The organism is Enterobacter sp. Lyrl_3, assembly GCF_051948675.1.
GTDB classification, from domain to species: Bacteria; Pseudomonadota; Gammaproteobacteria; order Enterobacterales; family Enterobacteriaceae; genus Enterobacter; species Enterobacter cloacae.
The window spans coordinates 1-16,393 of sequence record NZ_JAYJLI010000022.1; the positions used below are offsets into that span (position 1 = coordinate 1).

Here is a 16,393-nt window from a genome sequence, read left to right on the forward strand (position 1 = left end):
AAGTGAAGAGGCCATCCGAAAGGATGGCCTTTTTGCGTTTCTGCGCTGCACAAACTAATCCCCCACAACGTACTGCTTATACGGTAAACTACCTGCGTTTTTGCATCAGGATAGCGCCTATGAACCACTCCCTTAAGCCCTGGAATACCTTTGGTATTCAACGGAATGCTAATCACATTGTACGCGCCGATACGGCCCAGCAACTGCTGGATGCATGGCAACGCGCAACAGAAAACAACGAACCCGTACTGATTCTGGGCGAAGGCAGCAATGTCCTGTTTCTCGATGATTTTGCCGGGACGGTCATTATTAACCGCATCATGGGAATTGAGGCCGAAGAGTGCGCCGATAGCTGGCGTTTGCGCGTAGGTGCCGGCGAAAACTGGCATCAACTGGTGCAATATACCCTCGAAAAAGGGATGCCGGGACTGGAAAACCTGGCTCTCATCCCGGGCTGTGCGGGATCATCGCCCATTCAAAATATCGGTGCGTATGGCATCGAACTCAAACACGTGTGCGACTATGTCGACTGCATTGAGCTGGCGACCGGTACGGCTCAGCGTTTAACGGCAGAGCAGTGCCGTTTTGGCTACCGTGACAGCATCTTCAAACATGAATATCAGGATCGCTACGTCATTGTCGCTGTGGGTCTGCGTCTGTCCACAACCTGGCAGCCGGTGCTGACCTATGGTGATTTAACGCGCCTCGATCCGGCAACCGTCACCCCTCGCGATGTGTTTGACTCGGTTTGCCATATGCGCATGACCAAGCTGCCCGATCCCAAAGTAAACGGAAATGCCGGCAGTTTCTTCAAAAACCCGGTCATAAGCAGCGAAAATGCGAAAGCATTGCTGGCGGAATGGCCTACTGCCCCGCATTACCCGCAGGCGGATGGCAGCGTGAAGCTGGCCGCAGGGTGGCTTATCGATCAGTGCCAGCTAAAAGGTACTGCCGTGGGCGGCGCAGCGGTTCACCGTCAGCAGGCACTGGTGCTGATCAATCAACACGATGCGACCAGCGACGACGTAGTGCAACTGGCGCACCATGTGCGTCAGCAAGTGGGTGAGAAATTTAACGTCTGGCTGGAGCCGGAAGTCCGCTTCATTGGTCGTACGGGTGAAGTGAATGCTGTGGAGGCTATCGCGTGAAGGACAATACCATCCCGTTAACCCTGATTGGCATCCTTGCCGACGGTGAGTTTCATTCTGGCGAGCAATTAGGCGAGCAACTGGGCATGAGCCGTGCTGCCATTAATAAACATATTCAGACCCTCCGCGACTGGGGGGTTGATGTCTTCACCGTGCCCGGAAAAGGCTACAGCCTGCCGGAGCCTATTCAGCTCCTGAATGAAGAACTCATCCGCAGCCAGATAGGGCAGGGTAACGTGGCCGTAATGCCGGTCATCGATTCGACAAACCAGTACCTGCTGGAGCGGATAGGCGAGCTGGAATCAGGGGATGCCTGCGTTGCAGAGTACCAGCAGGCCGGGCGCGGCCGTCGCGGGCGTAAGTGGTTCTCGCCGTTTGGCGCAAACCTCTATCTTTCCATGTACTGGCGTCTTGAGCAGGGGCCTGCCGCCGCAGTGGGTCTGAGTCTGGTGATTGGTATCGTTATGGCGGAAGTTCTGCATGAACTTGGCGCGGATAAAGTACGGGTAAAATGGCCAAACGACCTTTACCTGAACGATCGTAAGCTTGCCGGTATTCTGGTCGAACTGACGGGAAAAACAGGCGATGCGGCGCAAATTGTCATTGGTGCCGGTCTCAATATGGTGATGCGAAATGTGCAAAGCGATGTGGTGAATCAGGCGTGGACCAACCTGCAGGAAGCGGGGATCACCATCGATCGCAACACGCTTGCCGTGCGTATGATTAAAGAGCTGCGTACCTCCCTGTCTCTCTTTGAACAGGAAGGGCTGGCATCGTTCCTGTCTCGCTGGGAAAAACTCGATAACTTTATCAACCGACCGGTGAAACTGCTGATTGGTGATAAGGAGATCTACGGTATCTCTCGCGGCATTGATGCACAGGGTGCTCTGCTTCTGGAGCAGGATGGCGTCATCAAGCCCTGGGTGGGCGGTGAGATCTCCCTGCGCAGCGCTGAATAAATAAGTATGCGCCCTACAGGATATTCCGCGAGCCTGAAAATGCTCGTCTGGCTCGCGGAACAATAATTCCCTCTCCCCGAGGGGAAGAGGGTCTGTAGAACTTACTGCGGATAAGGTACCCAGTCTCCGCCGTTCAGGCGAACGTACGGTTTGTTCTGGTACTGAATGACAACCGCATTCGCATTCTCTGACACTTCCGCGGTTTGCGGCAGATTGCTGGTGAGCTGATCCCAGTTCACGCTATCTTCCACAAACAGCTTACCATCGACCGCGCGGGCCACGAGCTCAGAGATGGCCAGATAGCTGACTGGCTGAGTGATCTCAATCGGTGCGCCCTGATGCGGTGCCTTCATACCAAAGAATTTAATCCCGGCCGGCACGTTGGTAATGGACGGGCTGGGAATATCGCGCAGGCCGGACACCTGCATTCTGTCGCCTTTCAGCGCCCCACCGTGCTCCGGAACGACAACCACCATCACTTTACGGCCAGATTTTTCCAGCTCAGTGAAGAACGCATCCAGCTCATCAAAGAACTTCTGCGCACGCACTTTGTAATCCGCCGTTTTGCTCACGCCCGGGAAATGGTTACCGTCGTGAAGGGGCAGGGTGTTATAGAACGTGGCGCTGCGCGGATTGCTGTCTTTTTCAATGGTCTGCAACCAGCGCTGTAGCACGGCGGTATCGTCATAGACTGGCGAGCCGTCGAAGCCCAGCAGCGTGACCGGCAGCCCGGTTTGATCCATCAGCGGTGCCTGCATACCCCCTTCTTCACGTACCTCTTTCAGGAAGTTACCGAACTGACCGTTATGCCCCAGCATCAGATGCTGCGTAAAGCCCAGTTTCGCCAGGTTATCGAACAGATAACACTGGTTGCCAGCGGGCTGATACAAATTCTTGTGCGATGGCTGGCCGCAGCTTGCTCGCAGCAGGCGGATGGCCGCCGGGCCGCTGTACGAGGTGGCAGAGTTAAAGTCTTTAAACTGGATATCGAAATGCGACCACAGCGGGTGCGACATTAAACCAGCCGCATCAACGTCAGCCCAGGAGAGGGAGCAGATGTTAATTACCAGCAGTTCAAACGGCTGAGCATCTGCCGGGAGTGCATCCGGGAATTTAGTCTGACGCTTATCTTCAGCGGTGTAGAAGCTGGAAAGCCAGGCATTCAGGTTGGTTGAGGTCGGCGGTGCGGTCTGCGCTGGAATATCGCCCACCACCGGCGTGTCGCCAGCCGTGGCAACGGTTGCTGCCGCGCTTCCTCCGGTGGTGGTCACCGTGCTGGTCGGTTGACCGGCAGGCCACAGGGAAAAACTTGGCCCAGCCAGCGTCAGAACGTTCAGCCAAATCATAATGGCAACGACAAACACCGTGACGCGGATCCACTGTGACAGAAACAGCCAGGCAACCAGCAACACAAAGACCGCGCCAATCATCTGCCAGTTAATAAAGCGCTCGGTCAGGTCGAGGATATAGCTGGCGCTAAACCCGGCGACCTGCGAACCCTGACTCATGATGCTGTCCGGCCCCGGCAGCCAGGTGTCATGCCAGAACAGCGCAAAACCCAGCGGGATGGCAACCCAGTGACGCAAGCGATGCAGCCTGATATTGGGCAGCGGCATCAGCAGGAAAGCCATAAACACCAGGTTCAGCAGAGGATGGAAGTTCAGATAGCCAGCCCACAGCAGACCAAACTTCACCAGAAAGTAGAAGTTCCAGCCGGAAAGGCCGCGCCAGTATTGCCACAGAGGCGATGGTGACGAAGCGGTATAAGTTGAGTTAGTCATGTTTTCGGTCTGCCTTGACGTGTGTTGCCCGTGTCAGTGTTCCGGCTGGTTTGACATAGCGAGGTTTGCCAAACGCCATTCTGGCCGTATCGCGAATACGGCGCAGTGAATGGCGTGCATAATAACCAAGCGGGAAAAAGATCAGCGCACAGAATACAACCAGTTGAATGATATCGCTGATATTCATGATGGTGCGTTCTCCCCATTCTCAGTTAATAAGCGAAGGGGTTCCGGAACCCGACGCCAGACATGGCCGTCATGCCGTGCATTGAGGATCGGTTTGATATCGCTCGTGACAGGCAGCGGTTTCACCCAGTTTTCTGGCGCGAGGGCACGCATCTGCACCAGCTCAGCGCTGATCAGATTGTCTTCGAACCAAATCATACGGTTTGAGAAAATATCCCCGGTAGGCAGCGGGAAGATATGGTTCAGCGCGGTATCGAGATCGTTTACCCGACAAAAAGACAAAAACAGTACCAGGCGGTTGTCGCCAATCGTCATGATGTCCCCGGTACGGTTCGGGCGGCATAAGGTGAGCGCCTGTTCCACGCGGATCCCCGGTACAGGTCGCAGGGCAACCATTACCCCTTTCCCGTCTGCAGGAAGCAGCGTGTTGTTCATCATGTTGCCAACGGCATCGCAGAAGGTATCCCATTTCTGATAACCACGCAGTTTCATCGGCTGCGTCATGGAAAGCAGCGTGGAAATATCTTCCGGTACGTGGCGGTTGAACTGCTGCCCCTGGACACTTTCGATAAGCGTCAGGCAGCGTGACAGAGGGGCATTCCACGGGATAACCATGTTTGCGCCACAGCCCAAAAGCAGACGCTCATCCGTGGCACGCAGGCTGGTATTGTTTTCGCGTACCACAATTTTTAACGCGCTGCCGCGTTGACGACGTAAGGTATGAATTTGTCGTGCCAGCGTTTCAATCTGATTGTTCTGCATCAGCGAGAAAACAAGGGTTGCCGCCTGCGTCGTGCGGGCTTCATGAAAAAGCGCTTCATTGGACTCAAACAGGGACCAGTTTTCAGACAGCGCGGGCGCCCCCTCCAGTACCGCAATATGGCTCAGGATCCGTTTTTCATCGCTGCGCGGTTGCACCACGGTTTCTTCTTGCTGGGCAAGGTGCCACTCGCCGTCAATATGTTTAAGCGTAAGTTGCTGTCTGGCGCTCACGCCTTTTTCATTACACCAGAATGCAATATCGTAGAGATAGCTGCCCGCCTGGTCGCGCAGACTCGCCAGGCCGAATAGCGAGCGATACTCCGCCATTAAAAGTGAAAACAGCTTGTCGTTATTACTGCCGGGATTGATTATCAATAGCGTGCAATTTTGAAATTTTGCCCATTTATTGATTTTTTCCAGCCACTGCAGCAGTTTCTCCGTCGGGATATTTTGCAGGGCGTTATGTGAACATTTAAGAATCAATAAAAAGCGGTCTGGATTGATGGAACACTGAATGTCGCGGGACAAATAGTATAGACTATCTGCTTCCGACGGCATGGAAAACAAGCGTACCGTCTGTGGACCGCGGTCTCGCTCAAGCGTAATAATTTGCTTCGGGTCTTCGCCCATACTAATGACAGCGACCCGGGAGTCCTTACCCTGCGCGGCAATTGTCTGGTTTACCAGACTGATAGCATCTTCATTACGATCCGAATTAACCCACCAGACTCCTCCGACTGGCATGTGGCGCAATTCGTCCCATAATGACTGGATGCCAATAGAAAATATGGAGTCCACGGTGTCCCTCTTTTCGTCTAATTTATCTGTATATCAGTTTACTAGCGAAAGCGTAGAAATAAACCTAACATTGAAATTAAAGAGCATCAGATTTAGCATGTAAATGAAATTTCACAGGGCAGGAAGCCTCGCGACTTCAGAGAGTAAAACGATATTCAAAGGGATGGAAAAAAATGGATAATAACGAACCCGGAACCCCAGTCGATTCGACCCTGGGTTACACATTCCAAAACGATTTTCTGGCGCTGACGCAGGCCTTTTCTTTACCTGAAATAGATTACACCGATATTTCCCAGCGGGAACAGTTGGCTGCGGCTATTAAACGTTGGCCGTTATTAGCTGAATTTACCCAACAACAATAAGGGAGCCATTGATGGCCATACTCGGATTACAGGGCGTCCGTGGTGGAGTGGGTACAACATCCGTTACCGCGGCGCTGGCGTGGTCATTACAGCTTTTAGGTGAATCGGTGCTGGTGATTGACGCCTGCGCCGACAATTTGCTGCGTATGTCATTTAACGTCGACTTTACCCGTACAGAGGGTTGGGCCCGCGCGTTGCTTGATGATAAAGACTGGCGTGATGCGGGTCTGCGTTACACCTCTCAGCTCGATCTCCTGCCGTTTGGTCAACTGACCACGACAGAGCGTGAGAATGAAGCCGCCTATCAGCGTTTATTTTCGCAATTCACACTCGCGCTGCAGAGCCTCAAAGAAAAAGGCCATTATCAGTGGATCCTGCTGGATCTGCCGCACGGTGCCGGCACGCTGACCCGACAGCTGATTGCCCAGTGCGACCACGTGCTCTCCATTGTGAACGTCGATGCTAATTGCCATATCCGTCTACATCAGCAGGGATTGCCCCAGAATAGCCATATCCTGATTAACGATTTACGCATTGGCAGCCAGATCCAGGACGATCTGTATCAGGTCTGGCTGCAAAGCCAGCGTCGCCTGCTGCCGATTGTGATCCATCGTGATGAGGGGATGGCGGAATGCCTCGCCTCCAAACAGCCACTTGGCGAGTATCGTAGCGATTCGCTGGCGGCAGAAGAGATCCTGACGCTGGCGAACTGGTGTCTGCTGCACTTCGCCCAAGAGGCGGATCCTGCCAGGGGTACGGTATGAGTCGACTCGCCAGCTGGTTACTCATCCCGCCGGTCAGTTCGCGTTTAAGCGACCATTACCGGCATTATCGCCGGCATGGTGCCTCGGCATTTAGCGCCGCGTTCGGCTGTTTCTGGATGATTCTGGCCTGGATGTTCATCCCCCTCGAGCACCCCCGCTGGCAGCGCATTCGTGCGCGACACAGTGAATTATATCCGCACATTAATCCTGACCGTCCACGGCCGTTAGATCCGGCGCGGTACATCATTCAGGCCATCTGGCTGGTGGTTACGTCGCCGCGGCAGGAGAAAAAGACGCCGCACTGGCGCAGCTTCAGCCGGGTCCAGCTTTTACGCGAACGCTATCATCAGTGGCTGGACAGGCTGCCTGACCGCGTGGGCGATAAGACCAGCCATCTGGATAACCATAAAGAACTCGGGCATCTGCACCCGGGTTTACGGCGTTTTATTCTGGGCGTGATAGTTGTCTTCTCGCTCATTCTGGCGCTGGTCTGTATCACGCAACCCTTTAACCCGCTGGCGCAGTTCACTTTCCTGATCCTGCTGTGGGGCGTGGCGCTGCTGGTGCGGCGTATACCGGGGCGCTTCTCCGCCCTGATGTTGATTGTGTTATCACTGACCGTCTCCTGCCGCTATATCTGGTGGCGGTATACCTCAACGCTGAACTGGGATGACCCGGTTAGTCTGGTATGCGGTCTGGTGCTGCTGTTTGCTGAAACGTACGCCTGGATTGTGCTGGTGTTGGGCTATTTCCAGGTGATCTGGCCGCTCAACCGCCAGCCGGTTCCGCTGCCAAAAGATACGTCGCAGTGGCCGACTGTCGATCTCTTTGTGCCGACCTATAACGAAGATCTGAGCGTGGTGAAAAATACCATTTACGCCGCGCTGGGTATCGACTGGCCCAAAGATAAGCTCAAAATCTGGATCCTGGATGACGGCGGTCGGGCCGCGTTCCGTGAGTTCGCGCAAGAGGTGGGCGTTGAGTATATCGCCCGCACCTCTCACGAACATGCCAAAGCCGGGAACATCAACAACGCGCTGAAGTATGCGACAGGGGAGTTTGTCTCCATCTTTGACTGCGACCACGTGCCGACGCGCTCGTTCCTGCAGATGACGATGGGCTGGTTCCTGAAAGAGAAAGCGCTGGCGATGATGCAGACGCCGCACCATTTCTTCTCGCCGGATCCGTTTGAACGTAACCTCGGCCGTTTCCGTAAGACCCCGAACGAAGGCACGCTGTTCTATGGCCTGGTGCAGGACGGCAACGACATGTGGGATGCGACCTTCTTCTGCGGTTCCTGTGCGGTTATCCGCCGTAAACCGCTGGATGAAATTGGCGGCATCGCGGTTGAAACGGTCACTGAAGATGCCCATACCTCGCTACGCCTGCACCGTCGCGGCTATACCTCGGCCTATATGCGTATCCCTCAGGCGGCCGGTCTGGCGACGGAATCCCTGTCGGCGCATATCGGCCAGCGTATTCGCTGGGCGCGCGGGATGGTACAGATTTTCCGTCTTGATAACCCGCTGTTGGGTAAAGGCCTCAAGCTGGCGCAACGTCTGTGCTACGTCAACGCCATGTTCCACTTCTTATCCGGTATTCCGCGGCTGATCTTCCTGACCGCGCCGCTGGCGTTCCTGCTTCTTCACGCCTATATCATCTACGCGCCCGCGCTGATGATTGCGCTGTTTGTTCTGCCGCACATGATCCACGCGAGCCTGACCAACTCGAAGATTCAGGGCAAGTATCGCCACTCATTCTGGAGTGAAATCTACGAAACGGTGCTGGCCTGGTACATCGCGCCGCCAACGATGGTGGCGCTGATTAACCCGCATAAAGGCAAGTTTAACGTCACCGCGAAGGGGGGCCTGGTGGAAGAGGAGTATGTCGACTGGGTGATCTCCCGTCCGTACATCTTCCTGGTGCTGCTGAACATTGTGGGGGTAATTGCCGGTATCTGGCGCTACTTCTACGGTCCGGAAAACGAAATCCTGACGGTGTTCGTCAGTATGGCATGGGTATTTTACAACCTGATTATCCTTGGCGGCGCAGTGGCGGTGTCGGTGGAAAGCAAGCAGGTACGTCGCGCGCATCGTGTTGAAATCAGCATGCCTGCGGCGATAGCCCGTGAAGATGGTCATCTCTTCTCCTGTACCGTTCATGACTTCTCCGACGGTGGTCTGGGTATCAAAATCAACGGACAGGCGAAGGTGCTGGAAGGGCAGAAGGTTAACCTGTTGCTTAAGCGTGGCCAGCAGGAGTATGTCTTCCCGACACAGGTTGTGCGTGTGGCAGGCAATGAAGTGGGTCTGCAGCTGATGCCGCTGACCAGGAAGCAACATATTGATTTTGTGCAGTGTACGTTTGCCCGCGCGGATACGTGGGCTCTCTGGCAGGACAGCTTCCCGGAAGATAAGCCTCTGGAAAGCCTGCTGGATATTCTGAAGCTGGGGTTCCGTGGCTATCGTCACCTTGCAGAATTTGCCCCGTCGTCGGTGAAAATAATTTTCCGGTCACTTACTTCGCTGGTTTCCTGGGTCGTGTCGTTCATTCCTCGTCGTCCTGAGCGGGATGAGGCGAAGCAGGCGGACCCGGTTATGGCTCAACAATGATGATAACGCGATGAAAACAAAACTTTCCTGGTTATGTGCAGTGGCAATGGGGATGAGTACGCTCCCCGCAACAATGGCTAACGCAGCGCCTGATAACGCCGCGGCCACGCCAGCTCCAACGGTGCCTGTGGTGTCGCAAGCGACCGAACCGGTTGTCACCGCGGCGCCCGGTCAAACAGAAAATCTCGTTCCCAACCAGCCGACAGCGGGAAATACCCTGCCGGCCGACGCGCAGGTTGTGGGGCAGGTGATGCCGGGCGTTCCGGGGGCTAATGCGCCTGTTGTCACAGAGAATGCCCCGTCGCGGGACGTGAAGCTCACCTTTGCGCAGATTGCGCCGCCTCCGGGCAGCATGGTGCTGCGCGGCGTCAATCCTAAAGGCGGCGTTGAGTTTGGTATGCGCAGCGATGAGGTTGTGTCGAAGGCGGTGCTGAACCTGGAATATACCCCTTCTCCTTCGCTGCTGCCGACCCAGTCTCAGCTGAAGGTCTACCTGAATGACGAGCTGATGGACGTGCTGCCGGTCACCAAAGAGCAGTTGGGTAAGAAAACCCTGGCTCAGGTGCCGATCAACCCGCTGTTTATCACCGACTTTAACCGTATCCGTCTGGAATTCGTGGGCCACTACCGTGACGTCTGCGAAAACCCGGCCAGCAACACGCTGTGGATGGATGTCGGGCGTAACTCATCGCTGCAGATGACCTACCAGTCGCTGGCGCTGAAAAACGATCTCTCCGCGTTCCCGGTGCCGTTCTTCGATCCGCGTGATAATCGCCCGTTAAACCTGCCGATGGTCTTTGCGTCCTCACCGGACGTCACGGAGCAACTGGCAGCGACCATCGTGGCCTCCTGGTTCGGCTCCCGTTCCGGCTGGCGCGGGCAGAACTTCCCGGTTATGTATGACAAGATCCCTGACAGAAATGCCATCATCTTTGCGACCAACGCGAAGCGTCCTGCTTTCCTGCGTGAGCACCCGGATGTCAAAGCGCCGACCATTGAGATGATAAGCCACCCGGATAACCCGTATGTGAAACTGCTGGTGGTTTTCGGGCGTGATGAGAAAGATCTGGTGCAGGCGGCAAAAGCGATTGCGCAGGGGAATATCCTGTTCCGCGGCAGCAGCGTGGTTGTCGATGAGGTCAAGCCGCTGCTGGCACGTAAACCTTATGACGCGCCAAACTGGGTACGTACCGACCGCGCCGTCACCTTCGGGGAGCTGAAAACCTATGAAGAGCAGCTGCAGTCGACAGGGATTGAGCCGTCTCCTGTCAGCCTGTCGCTGAACCTGCCGCCGGACCTGTATCTGCTGCGCACCACCGGTATCGATATGAACCTCAACTATCGTTACACCGCGCCGTCAACCAAAGACAGTTCGCGCATGGATATCAGCCTGAATAACCAGTTCCTGCAGTCGTTTAATCTGATGAATAATCAGGAAACGAACCGTCTGCTGCTGCGTTTGCCGGTACTGCAGGGGCTGCTGGATGGTAAAACCGATGTCTCCATCCCGGCGCTGAAGCTCGGGGCGGTAAACCAGCTGCGCTTTGATTTCCAGTACATGAATCCAATGCCGGGCGGTTCGGTGGACAACTGCATCACCTTCCAGCCGGTGCAGAACCACGTCGTGATTGGCGATGAATCGACCATCGACTTCTCGAAGTACTATCACTTCCTCGCCATGCCGGATCTGCGGGCATTTGCTAACGCGGGCTTCCCGTTCAGCCGTATGGCGGACCTGTCTGAATCCATTGTTGTGATGCCAAAAGCGCCAAATGAAGGGCAGGTGACGACTCTGCTGGACACCATGGCGACCGTAGGCGCGCAAACGGGCCTGCCGGCGATTAACGTTACCCTGACGGATGATGGCACTCAAATTCAGAACAAAGATGCGGACATCATGGTGATCGGTTCCATCCCGGATAAGCTGAAGGATGAGAAGCGTATCGATCTGCTGGTTCAGGCAGCCCAGTCCTGGGTTAACACGCCGCTGCGTCAGACCGAGTTCCCGAGCATCATGCCGGATATCAACGATCGTAAAGCCAGCGCGCAGACGGCTGTCACGTCTCAGGGGGCGATGGCGGCCGTGGTCGGCTTCCAGTCACCGTATAACGATCAGCGTAGCGTGATTGCCCTGCTCGCAGACAGCCCGCGTGGCTACGAACTGCTCAACAGTGCGATGAACGACAGCGGTAAACGTGCCGCGATGTTCGGCTCTGTGTCGGTGATCCGTGAGTCGGGCGTGAACAGCCTGCGCGTAGGCGATGTGTACTATGTGGGGCATCTGCCATGGTTCGAACGTCTGTGGTATGCGCTCTCTAACCATCCGATTCTGCTCGCTATCCTGGCCGCCGTCAGCGTGGTGCTGCTGGCCTGGGTGCTGTGGCGTCTGCTGCGTATCATCAGCCGTCGTCGCCTGAATCCGGATCATGAGTAAGATGTGATGAAAGTCTTTCGCTGGTGTGTCATTGCGTTGATGCTGGCAGCGGCGCCTCTGCGCGCCGCCTGTACCTGGCCTGCCTGGGAGAAATTTAAACAGGATTACATCAGCGAAGGTGGGCGGGTCATTGATCCCAGCGACACGCGTAAAATCACTACCTCGGAAGGGCAAAGCTACGCGCTGTTCTTTGCCCTCGCCGCGAATGACCGTAAAGCGTTCGACAAGGTGCTGGCATGGACGCGGGATAACCTTGCCGGGGGGCATCTCGACGACACGCTCCCCGCCTGGTTATGGGGGCAAAAAGACAAAGACACCTGGGCGGTTATCGATACCAATTCCGCCTCGGATGCCGATATCTGGATCGCCTGGTCCCTGCTTGAAGCGGGGCGGTTATGGAAAGACGCTGACTATACCCGTACGGGCAAGGCGCTACTCGAGCGTATCGCCCGCGAAGAAGTGGTGAAAGTACCTGGCCTCGGTCTGATGCTGCTGCCTGGTAAAGTTGGCTTTGTCGATGAGAACGCCTGGCGTTTTAATCCCAGCTATCTTCCTCCACAGCTCGCAAGCTACTTCACGCGTTTTGGCACCCCGTGGACCACCCTGCGTGAGACCAATCTGCGCTTGCTGCTGGAGAGTGCGCCGAAAGGTTTTTCGCCGGACTGGGTGCAATACCAGAAAAACAAAGGCTGGCGGTTACAGCAGGAGCCGCCGCTGGTGGGGGGATATGACGCCATCCGCGTCTATCTCTGGGTGGGGATGATGAACGATAACGATCCTCAAAAAGCCCGGCTGCTGGCGCGCTTCAGGCCGATGGCCGCCACCACAACAAAACAGGGTGTACCACCGGAAAAAGTGAATGTGGTGAGTGGAGCACGCACGGGCAATGGCCCGGTCGGCTTCTCTGCCGCCATGCTGCCTTTTTTACAACAGCGTGATGCGCAGGCCGTCCAGCGCCAGCGCGTGGCTGACCACTTTCCTGATAATAATGCTTACTACAGTTATGTACTGACTCTCTTTGGACAAGGATGGGATCAGCATCGTTTTCGTTTCACCACAAAAGGTGAATTAATACCGGATTGGGGCCAGGAATGCGCAAGTTCACAGTAAATCTACTCAGTTTATCGCTTGGCCTGGCGCTGATGCCGCTGGCTCAGGCCGTCAACTCTCCGCAGCAGCAACAGCTGCTGGAGCAGGTGCGCCTGGGGGAATCGACGCAGCGTGAAGATTTGGTGCGTCAGTCGCTCTATCGTCTTGAGCTGATCGACCCGAACAACCCTGACGTTATTGCGGCACGTTTTCGCTATCTGCTTCGTCAGGGCGACAACGCCGGCGCGCAAAAAGAGCTGGATAGACTGAAAGGGATCGCCCCCGGTTCCAGCGCGTACCAGTCCTCGCGCAACACGATGCTGCTTTCCACGCCGGATGGCCGCCAGCAGTTACAGCAGGCTCGCTTACTCGCCACGACAGGCCATACCCAGGAAGCGATTGCCGCCTATGACAAGCTGTTCGACGGCAAACCGCCGGGCGGCGACGTGGCAACAGAATACTGGAATGTGGTGGCGAAAGATCCTGCCCGCCGCAATGCGGCCATTAATCAACTGAAAAAGATCAACAGCAGCAGCCCCGGCAATACGCAGCTGCAGTCGACGCTGGCCCAGCTGCTGTTCCAGACCGGGCGCCGTGATGAAGGCTTTGCGGTGCTGCAGGAGATGGCCAAATCCAGCAATGGCCGAAGCCAGGCGTCGGATATGTGGTATGCGCAGATCAAAGACCAGCCTGTCAGCAGTGCCAGCGTCTCCGCGCTGCAAAAGTACCTGAGCGTATTCAGTGACGGTGAGAACGTAACCGCCGCGCGTTCACAGCTTGAAGCGCAGCAAAAACAGCTCGCCGATCCAACTTTCCGTGCGAAAGCGCAAGGCCTGGCGGCAGTGGATGCCGGACAGGGTGATAAGGCGGTGGCGGAACTGCAAAAGGCGGTCAGCGCAAACCATGCCGACAGCGAAGCCATTGGCGCGCTGGGCCAGGCATACTCCCAGAAAGGCGACCGTGCTCGCGCGGTGGCACAGTTTGAAAAGGCGATCGCCCTCGATCCGCAGAGCGATAACCGCGGCAAATGGGACAGCTTGCTGAAGGTGAACCGTTACTGGCTGCTGATCCAGCAGGGGGATGCGGCGCTGAAAGCGAATAACCCGGCACAGGCGGAGCGCTATTATCAACAGGCGCGCACTATCGACAATAGCGACAGTTATGCGGTGCTGGGGCTGGGTGATGCCGCAGCGGCACGTAAAGATAACGACGCCGCCGAGCGCTATTATCGCCAGGCATTACGCATGGACAGCGGCAACAGTAACGCGGTCCGCGGACTGGCCAATATTTATCGCGCACAGTCACCGGAGAAAGCCTCGCAGTTTATCCAGTCGCTCTCCGCCAGCCAGCGTCGCAGCATTGATGATATTGAACGTAGCCTGACCAACGAACAGCTCTCCGCCCAGGCCGAGCAGCTGGAGGACCAGGGCAAATACGCCCAGGCCGCCGAGGTTCAGCGTCGTCGTCTGGCGCTCTCTCCAGGCGACGTATGGATCACCTATCGCCTGTCGCGCGATCTCTACAGCGCAGGCCAGCGCAGTCAGGCAGATACCCTGATGCGTCAGCTTGCCAGCCAGAAACCGACCGACCCGGATCAGGTGTATGCCAACGGGCTCTATCTTTCCGGTAATGACCAGGATCGTGCCGCGCTGGCCCATCTGGAGACGCTGCCGCGCAGCCAGTGGAACGGCAATATTCAGGAGCTTGCCGACCGCCTGCAAAGTAATCAGGTGCTCGAAACCGCCAATCGCCTGCGTGACAGCGGCAAAGAGCAGGAGGCGGAAAATCTTCTTCGTCAGCAACCTGCTTCTACCCGTATCGATTTAACCCTGGCGGACTGGGCGCAGCAGCGGGGCGATCTCAGTGCAGCAAAAACGGCATACAGCGGCGTGTTGCAGCGCGAGCCACAAAACGAAGATGCGATCCTCGGCCTGACCGAAATCTACAGTGCGCAGGGCGACAAAGACGCAGCGCGTGCCGAACTGGCGAAACTGCCTGCGACGCAAAATGGCCAGCCGTTGTCGCTCAACATGCAGCGCCGCATCGCGATGGCGCAGGCGGGGCTGGGTGATTCTGCTGCGGCAGAAAAGACGTTCAACAGCATCATTCCGCAGGCAAAATCACAGCCTGCATCAATGGAAAACGCGCTGGTGCTGCGTGATGCGGCACGTTTTCAGACGCAAAATGGCCAGCCTCAGCAGGCGCTGGAAACCTATAAAGATGCCATGGTCTCCTCTGGTATCACCACCACCCGTCCGGCAGACAATGACACCTTTACGCGCCTGACGCGTAACGACGAAAAAGATGACTGGCTGAAGCGCGGCGTGCGTAGCGATGCCGGTGATTTGTATCGCCAGCAGGATGTTAACGTTACGCTGCAGCACGACTACTGGGGCTCCAGCGGTACCGGCGGCTACTCCGACCTGAAAGCCCACACCACCATGCTGCAGGTGGATGCGCCGCTCTCTGATGGACGGATGTTCTTCCGCAGCGATCTGGTCAATATGGATGCCGGTTCGTTTGCCACCAACAACGGCACCTACGATCCCAAATGGGGGACCTGTGCCGAAACGCCATGTCGCGGCAACACCAGTCAGACGTCAAACGGCGCAAGCGTGGCCGTGGGCTGGCAGAATAAAACCTGGGCATGGGATATCGGCACCACGCCAATGGGCTTTGACGTGGTGGATGTGGTCGGCGGGGTGAGCTATAGCAACGATCTCGGTCCTATCGGCTACACCATTAACGCCCACCGTCGCCCGATCTCCAGCTCTCTGCTGGCCTTTGCCGGGCAAAAAGACACCAATACCGGCACCACCTGGGGCGGCGTGCGCGCCACCGGCGGTGGCGTGAGCATCAGCTACGATAAAGGCGAGGCGAACGGCATCTGGTCAAGCCTGAACGCGGAATCGCTGACCGGGAAAAATGTAGAGGATAACTGGCGCGTCCGCTGGATGACCGGTTACTACTACAAGCTGATTAATAAAAACAACGAGCGCCTGACTGTCGGTGTCTCTAACATGCTCTGGCACTACGATAAAGATCTGAGCGGCTATACCCTGGGTCAGGGCGGCTATTATAGCCCGCAGGAATATGTCTCCTTTGCGCTGCCGGTCACCTGGCGTAAACGCACGGAGAACTGGTCCTGGGAGCTGGGCGGGTCTGTCTCATGGTCTCACTCAAAAACCAACGATGTGCTGCGCTATCCCCTTCAGGGACTCATTCCCGTCGATGAGCCAGGCCGTTACACCGACAGGGGGGCGATGGAAACCGGCAGCAGCTCCTCAGGCACCGGTTATACCGCGCGGGCCATTGTCGAGCGCCGGGTCACGTCCAACTGGTTTGTGGGTCTTGGCGTGGATATTCAGGAAGCGAAAGACTATACCCCAAGCCATGCGCTGCTCTATGTACGCTACTCCGCCGCAGGCTGGCAGGGTGATATGGACTTACCGCCACAGCCGCTCATTCCCTACGCGGACTGGTAATCGGATTTTACTT

At 56.3% G+C, this 16,393-nt stretch carries 11 protein-coding genes; 8 read left to right on the plus strand and 3 right to left on the minus strand.

Annotated features, from left to right (window positions below):
* Positions 1-119 precede the first annotated feature (119 nt).
* Positions 120-1,148 (plus strand): UDP-N-acetylmuramate dehydrogenase, encoded by a 1,029-nt coding sequence (gene murB / locus VF709_RS22630; RefSeq protein ID WP_038420787.1) that lies wholly within the window; start codon positions 120-122, stop codon positions 1,146-1,148.
* Positions 1,145-2,107 (plus strand): bifunctional biotin--[acetyl-CoA-carboxylase] ligase/biotin operon repressor BirA, encoded by a 963-nt coding sequence (gene birA / locus VF709_RS22635; protein ID WP_440232349.1) that lies wholly within the window; start codon positions 1,145-1,147, stop codon positions 2,105-2,107. The genes murB and birA overlap by 4 nt, the downstream gene beginning before the upstream one ends.
* A 101-nt stretch (positions 2,108-2,208) precedes the next feature.
* Here the strand turns inward: birA and bcsG are convergent, their stop codons facing one another.
* From bcsG to bcsE, 3 genes are read right to left on the minus strand one after another with little or no spacing between them, the layout of a single operon-like run.
* Positions 2,209-3,888, minus strand: coding sequence for a cellulose biosynthesis protein BcsG (bcsG, locus tag VF709_RS22640; protein WP_013099223.1), 1,680 nt, complete (start codon positions 3,886-3,888; stop codon positions 2,209-2,211).
* The gene (gene bcsF / locus VF709_RS22645) at positions 3,881-4,078 is read right to left on the minus strand and encodes a cellulose biosynthesis protein BcsF (protein ID WP_028027931.1); all 198 of its coding nucleotides are present in this window, start codon (positions 4,076-4,078) and stop codon (positions 3,881-3,883) included. Before bcsF ends, bcsG begins: the two co-directional genes overlap by 8 nt.
* On the minus strand, positions 4,072-5,634 hold the full coding sequence (gene bcsE, locus VF709_RS22650; RefSeq protein WP_129327465.1) for a cellulose biosynthesis c-di-GMP-binding protein BcsE: 1,563 nt from the start codon (positions 5,632-5,634) through the stop codon (positions 4,072-4,074). Before bcsE ends, bcsF begins: the two co-directional genes overlap by 7 nt.
* A gap of 173 nt (positions 5,635-5,807) precedes the next feature.
* On the opposite strand from bcsE, the gene bcsR reads away from it, so the two are divergent.
* Genes bcsR through bcsC form a run of 6 tightly spaced genes read left to right on the plus strand, consistent with a single transcriptional unit; the run spans position 5,808 to position 16,380 of the window.
* On the plus strand, positions 5,808-5,996 hold the full coding sequence (gene bcsR / locus VF709_RS22655) for a cellulose biosynthesis protein BcsR (protein WP_013099220.1): 189 nt from the start codon (positions 5,808-5,810) through the stop codon (positions 5,994-5,996).
* 11 nt (positions 5,997-6,007) lie between these two features.
* A complete protein-coding gene (gene bcsQ / locus VF709_RS22660) occupies positions 6,008-6,760 on the plus strand; it encodes a cellulose biosynthesis protein BcsQ (RefSeq protein WP_013099219.1) in 753 nt (250 codons plus the stop codon).
* Positions 6,757-9,372: a UDP-forming cellulose synthase catalytic subunit gene (gene bcsA / locus VF709_RS22665; RefSeq protein WP_029883686.1), complete on the plus strand. Its 2,616-nt coding sequence runs from the start codon at positions 6,757-6,759 to the stop codon at positions 9,370-9,372. The genes bcsQ and bcsA overlap by 4 nt, the downstream gene beginning before the upstream one ends.
* A 10-nt stretch (positions 9,373-9,382) precedes the next feature.
* On the plus strand, positions 9,383-11,806 hold the full coding sequence (gene bcsB / locus VF709_RS22670) for a cellulose biosynthesis cyclic di-GMP-binding regulatory protein BcsB (protein ID WP_061772727.1): 2,424 nt from the start codon (positions 9,383-9,385) through the stop codon (positions 11,804-11,806).
* A 6-nt stretch (positions 11,807-11,812) separates the two neighbouring features.
* Positions 11,813-12,916 carry a cellulose synthase complex periplasmic endoglucanase BcsZ gene (gene bcsZ / locus VF709_RS22675; protein WP_149897023.1) on the plus strand — a complete coding sequence of 368 codons (1,104 nt, stop codon included), beginning with the start codon at positions 11,813-11,815 and terminating at the stop codon, positions 12,914-12,916.
* Complete coding sequence (bcsC, locus tag VF709_RS22680) at positions 12,898-16,380, plus strand: cellulose synthase complex outer membrane protein BcsC (protein ID WP_440232350.1); 3,483 nt, start codon at positions 12,898-12,900, stop codon at positions 16,378-16,380. Before bcsZ ends, bcsC begins: the two co-directional genes overlap by 19 nt.
* Positions 16,381-16,393: the final 13 nt, after the last annotated feature.

What these genes read in the sequence shown, in the direction of transcription:
- bcsQ (WP_013099219.1), top strand. Translation starts at nt 6,008, where the DNA reads ATGGCCATACTCGGATTACAGGGCGTCCGTGGTGGAGTGGGTACAACA.
- bcsR (WP_013099220.1), top strand. Translation starts at nt 5,808, where the DNA reads ATGGATAATAACGAACCCGGAACCCCAGTCGATTCGACCCTGGGTTAC.
- murB (WP_038420787.1), top strand. Translation starts at nt 120, where the DNA reads ATGAACCACTCCCTTAAGCCCTGGAATACCTTTGGTATTCAACGGAAT.
- bcsB (WP_061772727.1), top strand. Translation starts at nt 9,383, where the DNA reads ATGAAAACAAAACTTTCCTGGTTATGTGCAGTGGCAATGGGGATGAGT.
- bcsA (WP_029883686.1), top strand. Translation starts at nt 6,757, where the DNA reads ATGAGTCGACTCGCCAGCTGGTTACTCATCCCGCCGGTCAGTTCGCGT.
- bcsZ (WP_149897023.1), top strand. Translation starts at nt 11,813, where the DNA reads ATGAAAGTCTTTCGCTGGTGTGTCATTGCGTTGATGCTGGCAGCGGCG.
- bcsG (WP_013099223.1), bottom strand. Translation starts at nt 3,888, where the DNA reads ATGACTAACTCAACTTATACCGCTTCGTCACCATCGCCTCTGTGGCAA.
- bcsC (WP_440232350.1), top strand. Translation starts at nt 12,898, where the DNA reads ATGCGCAAGTTCACAGTAAATCTACTCAGTTTATCGCTTGGCCTGGCG.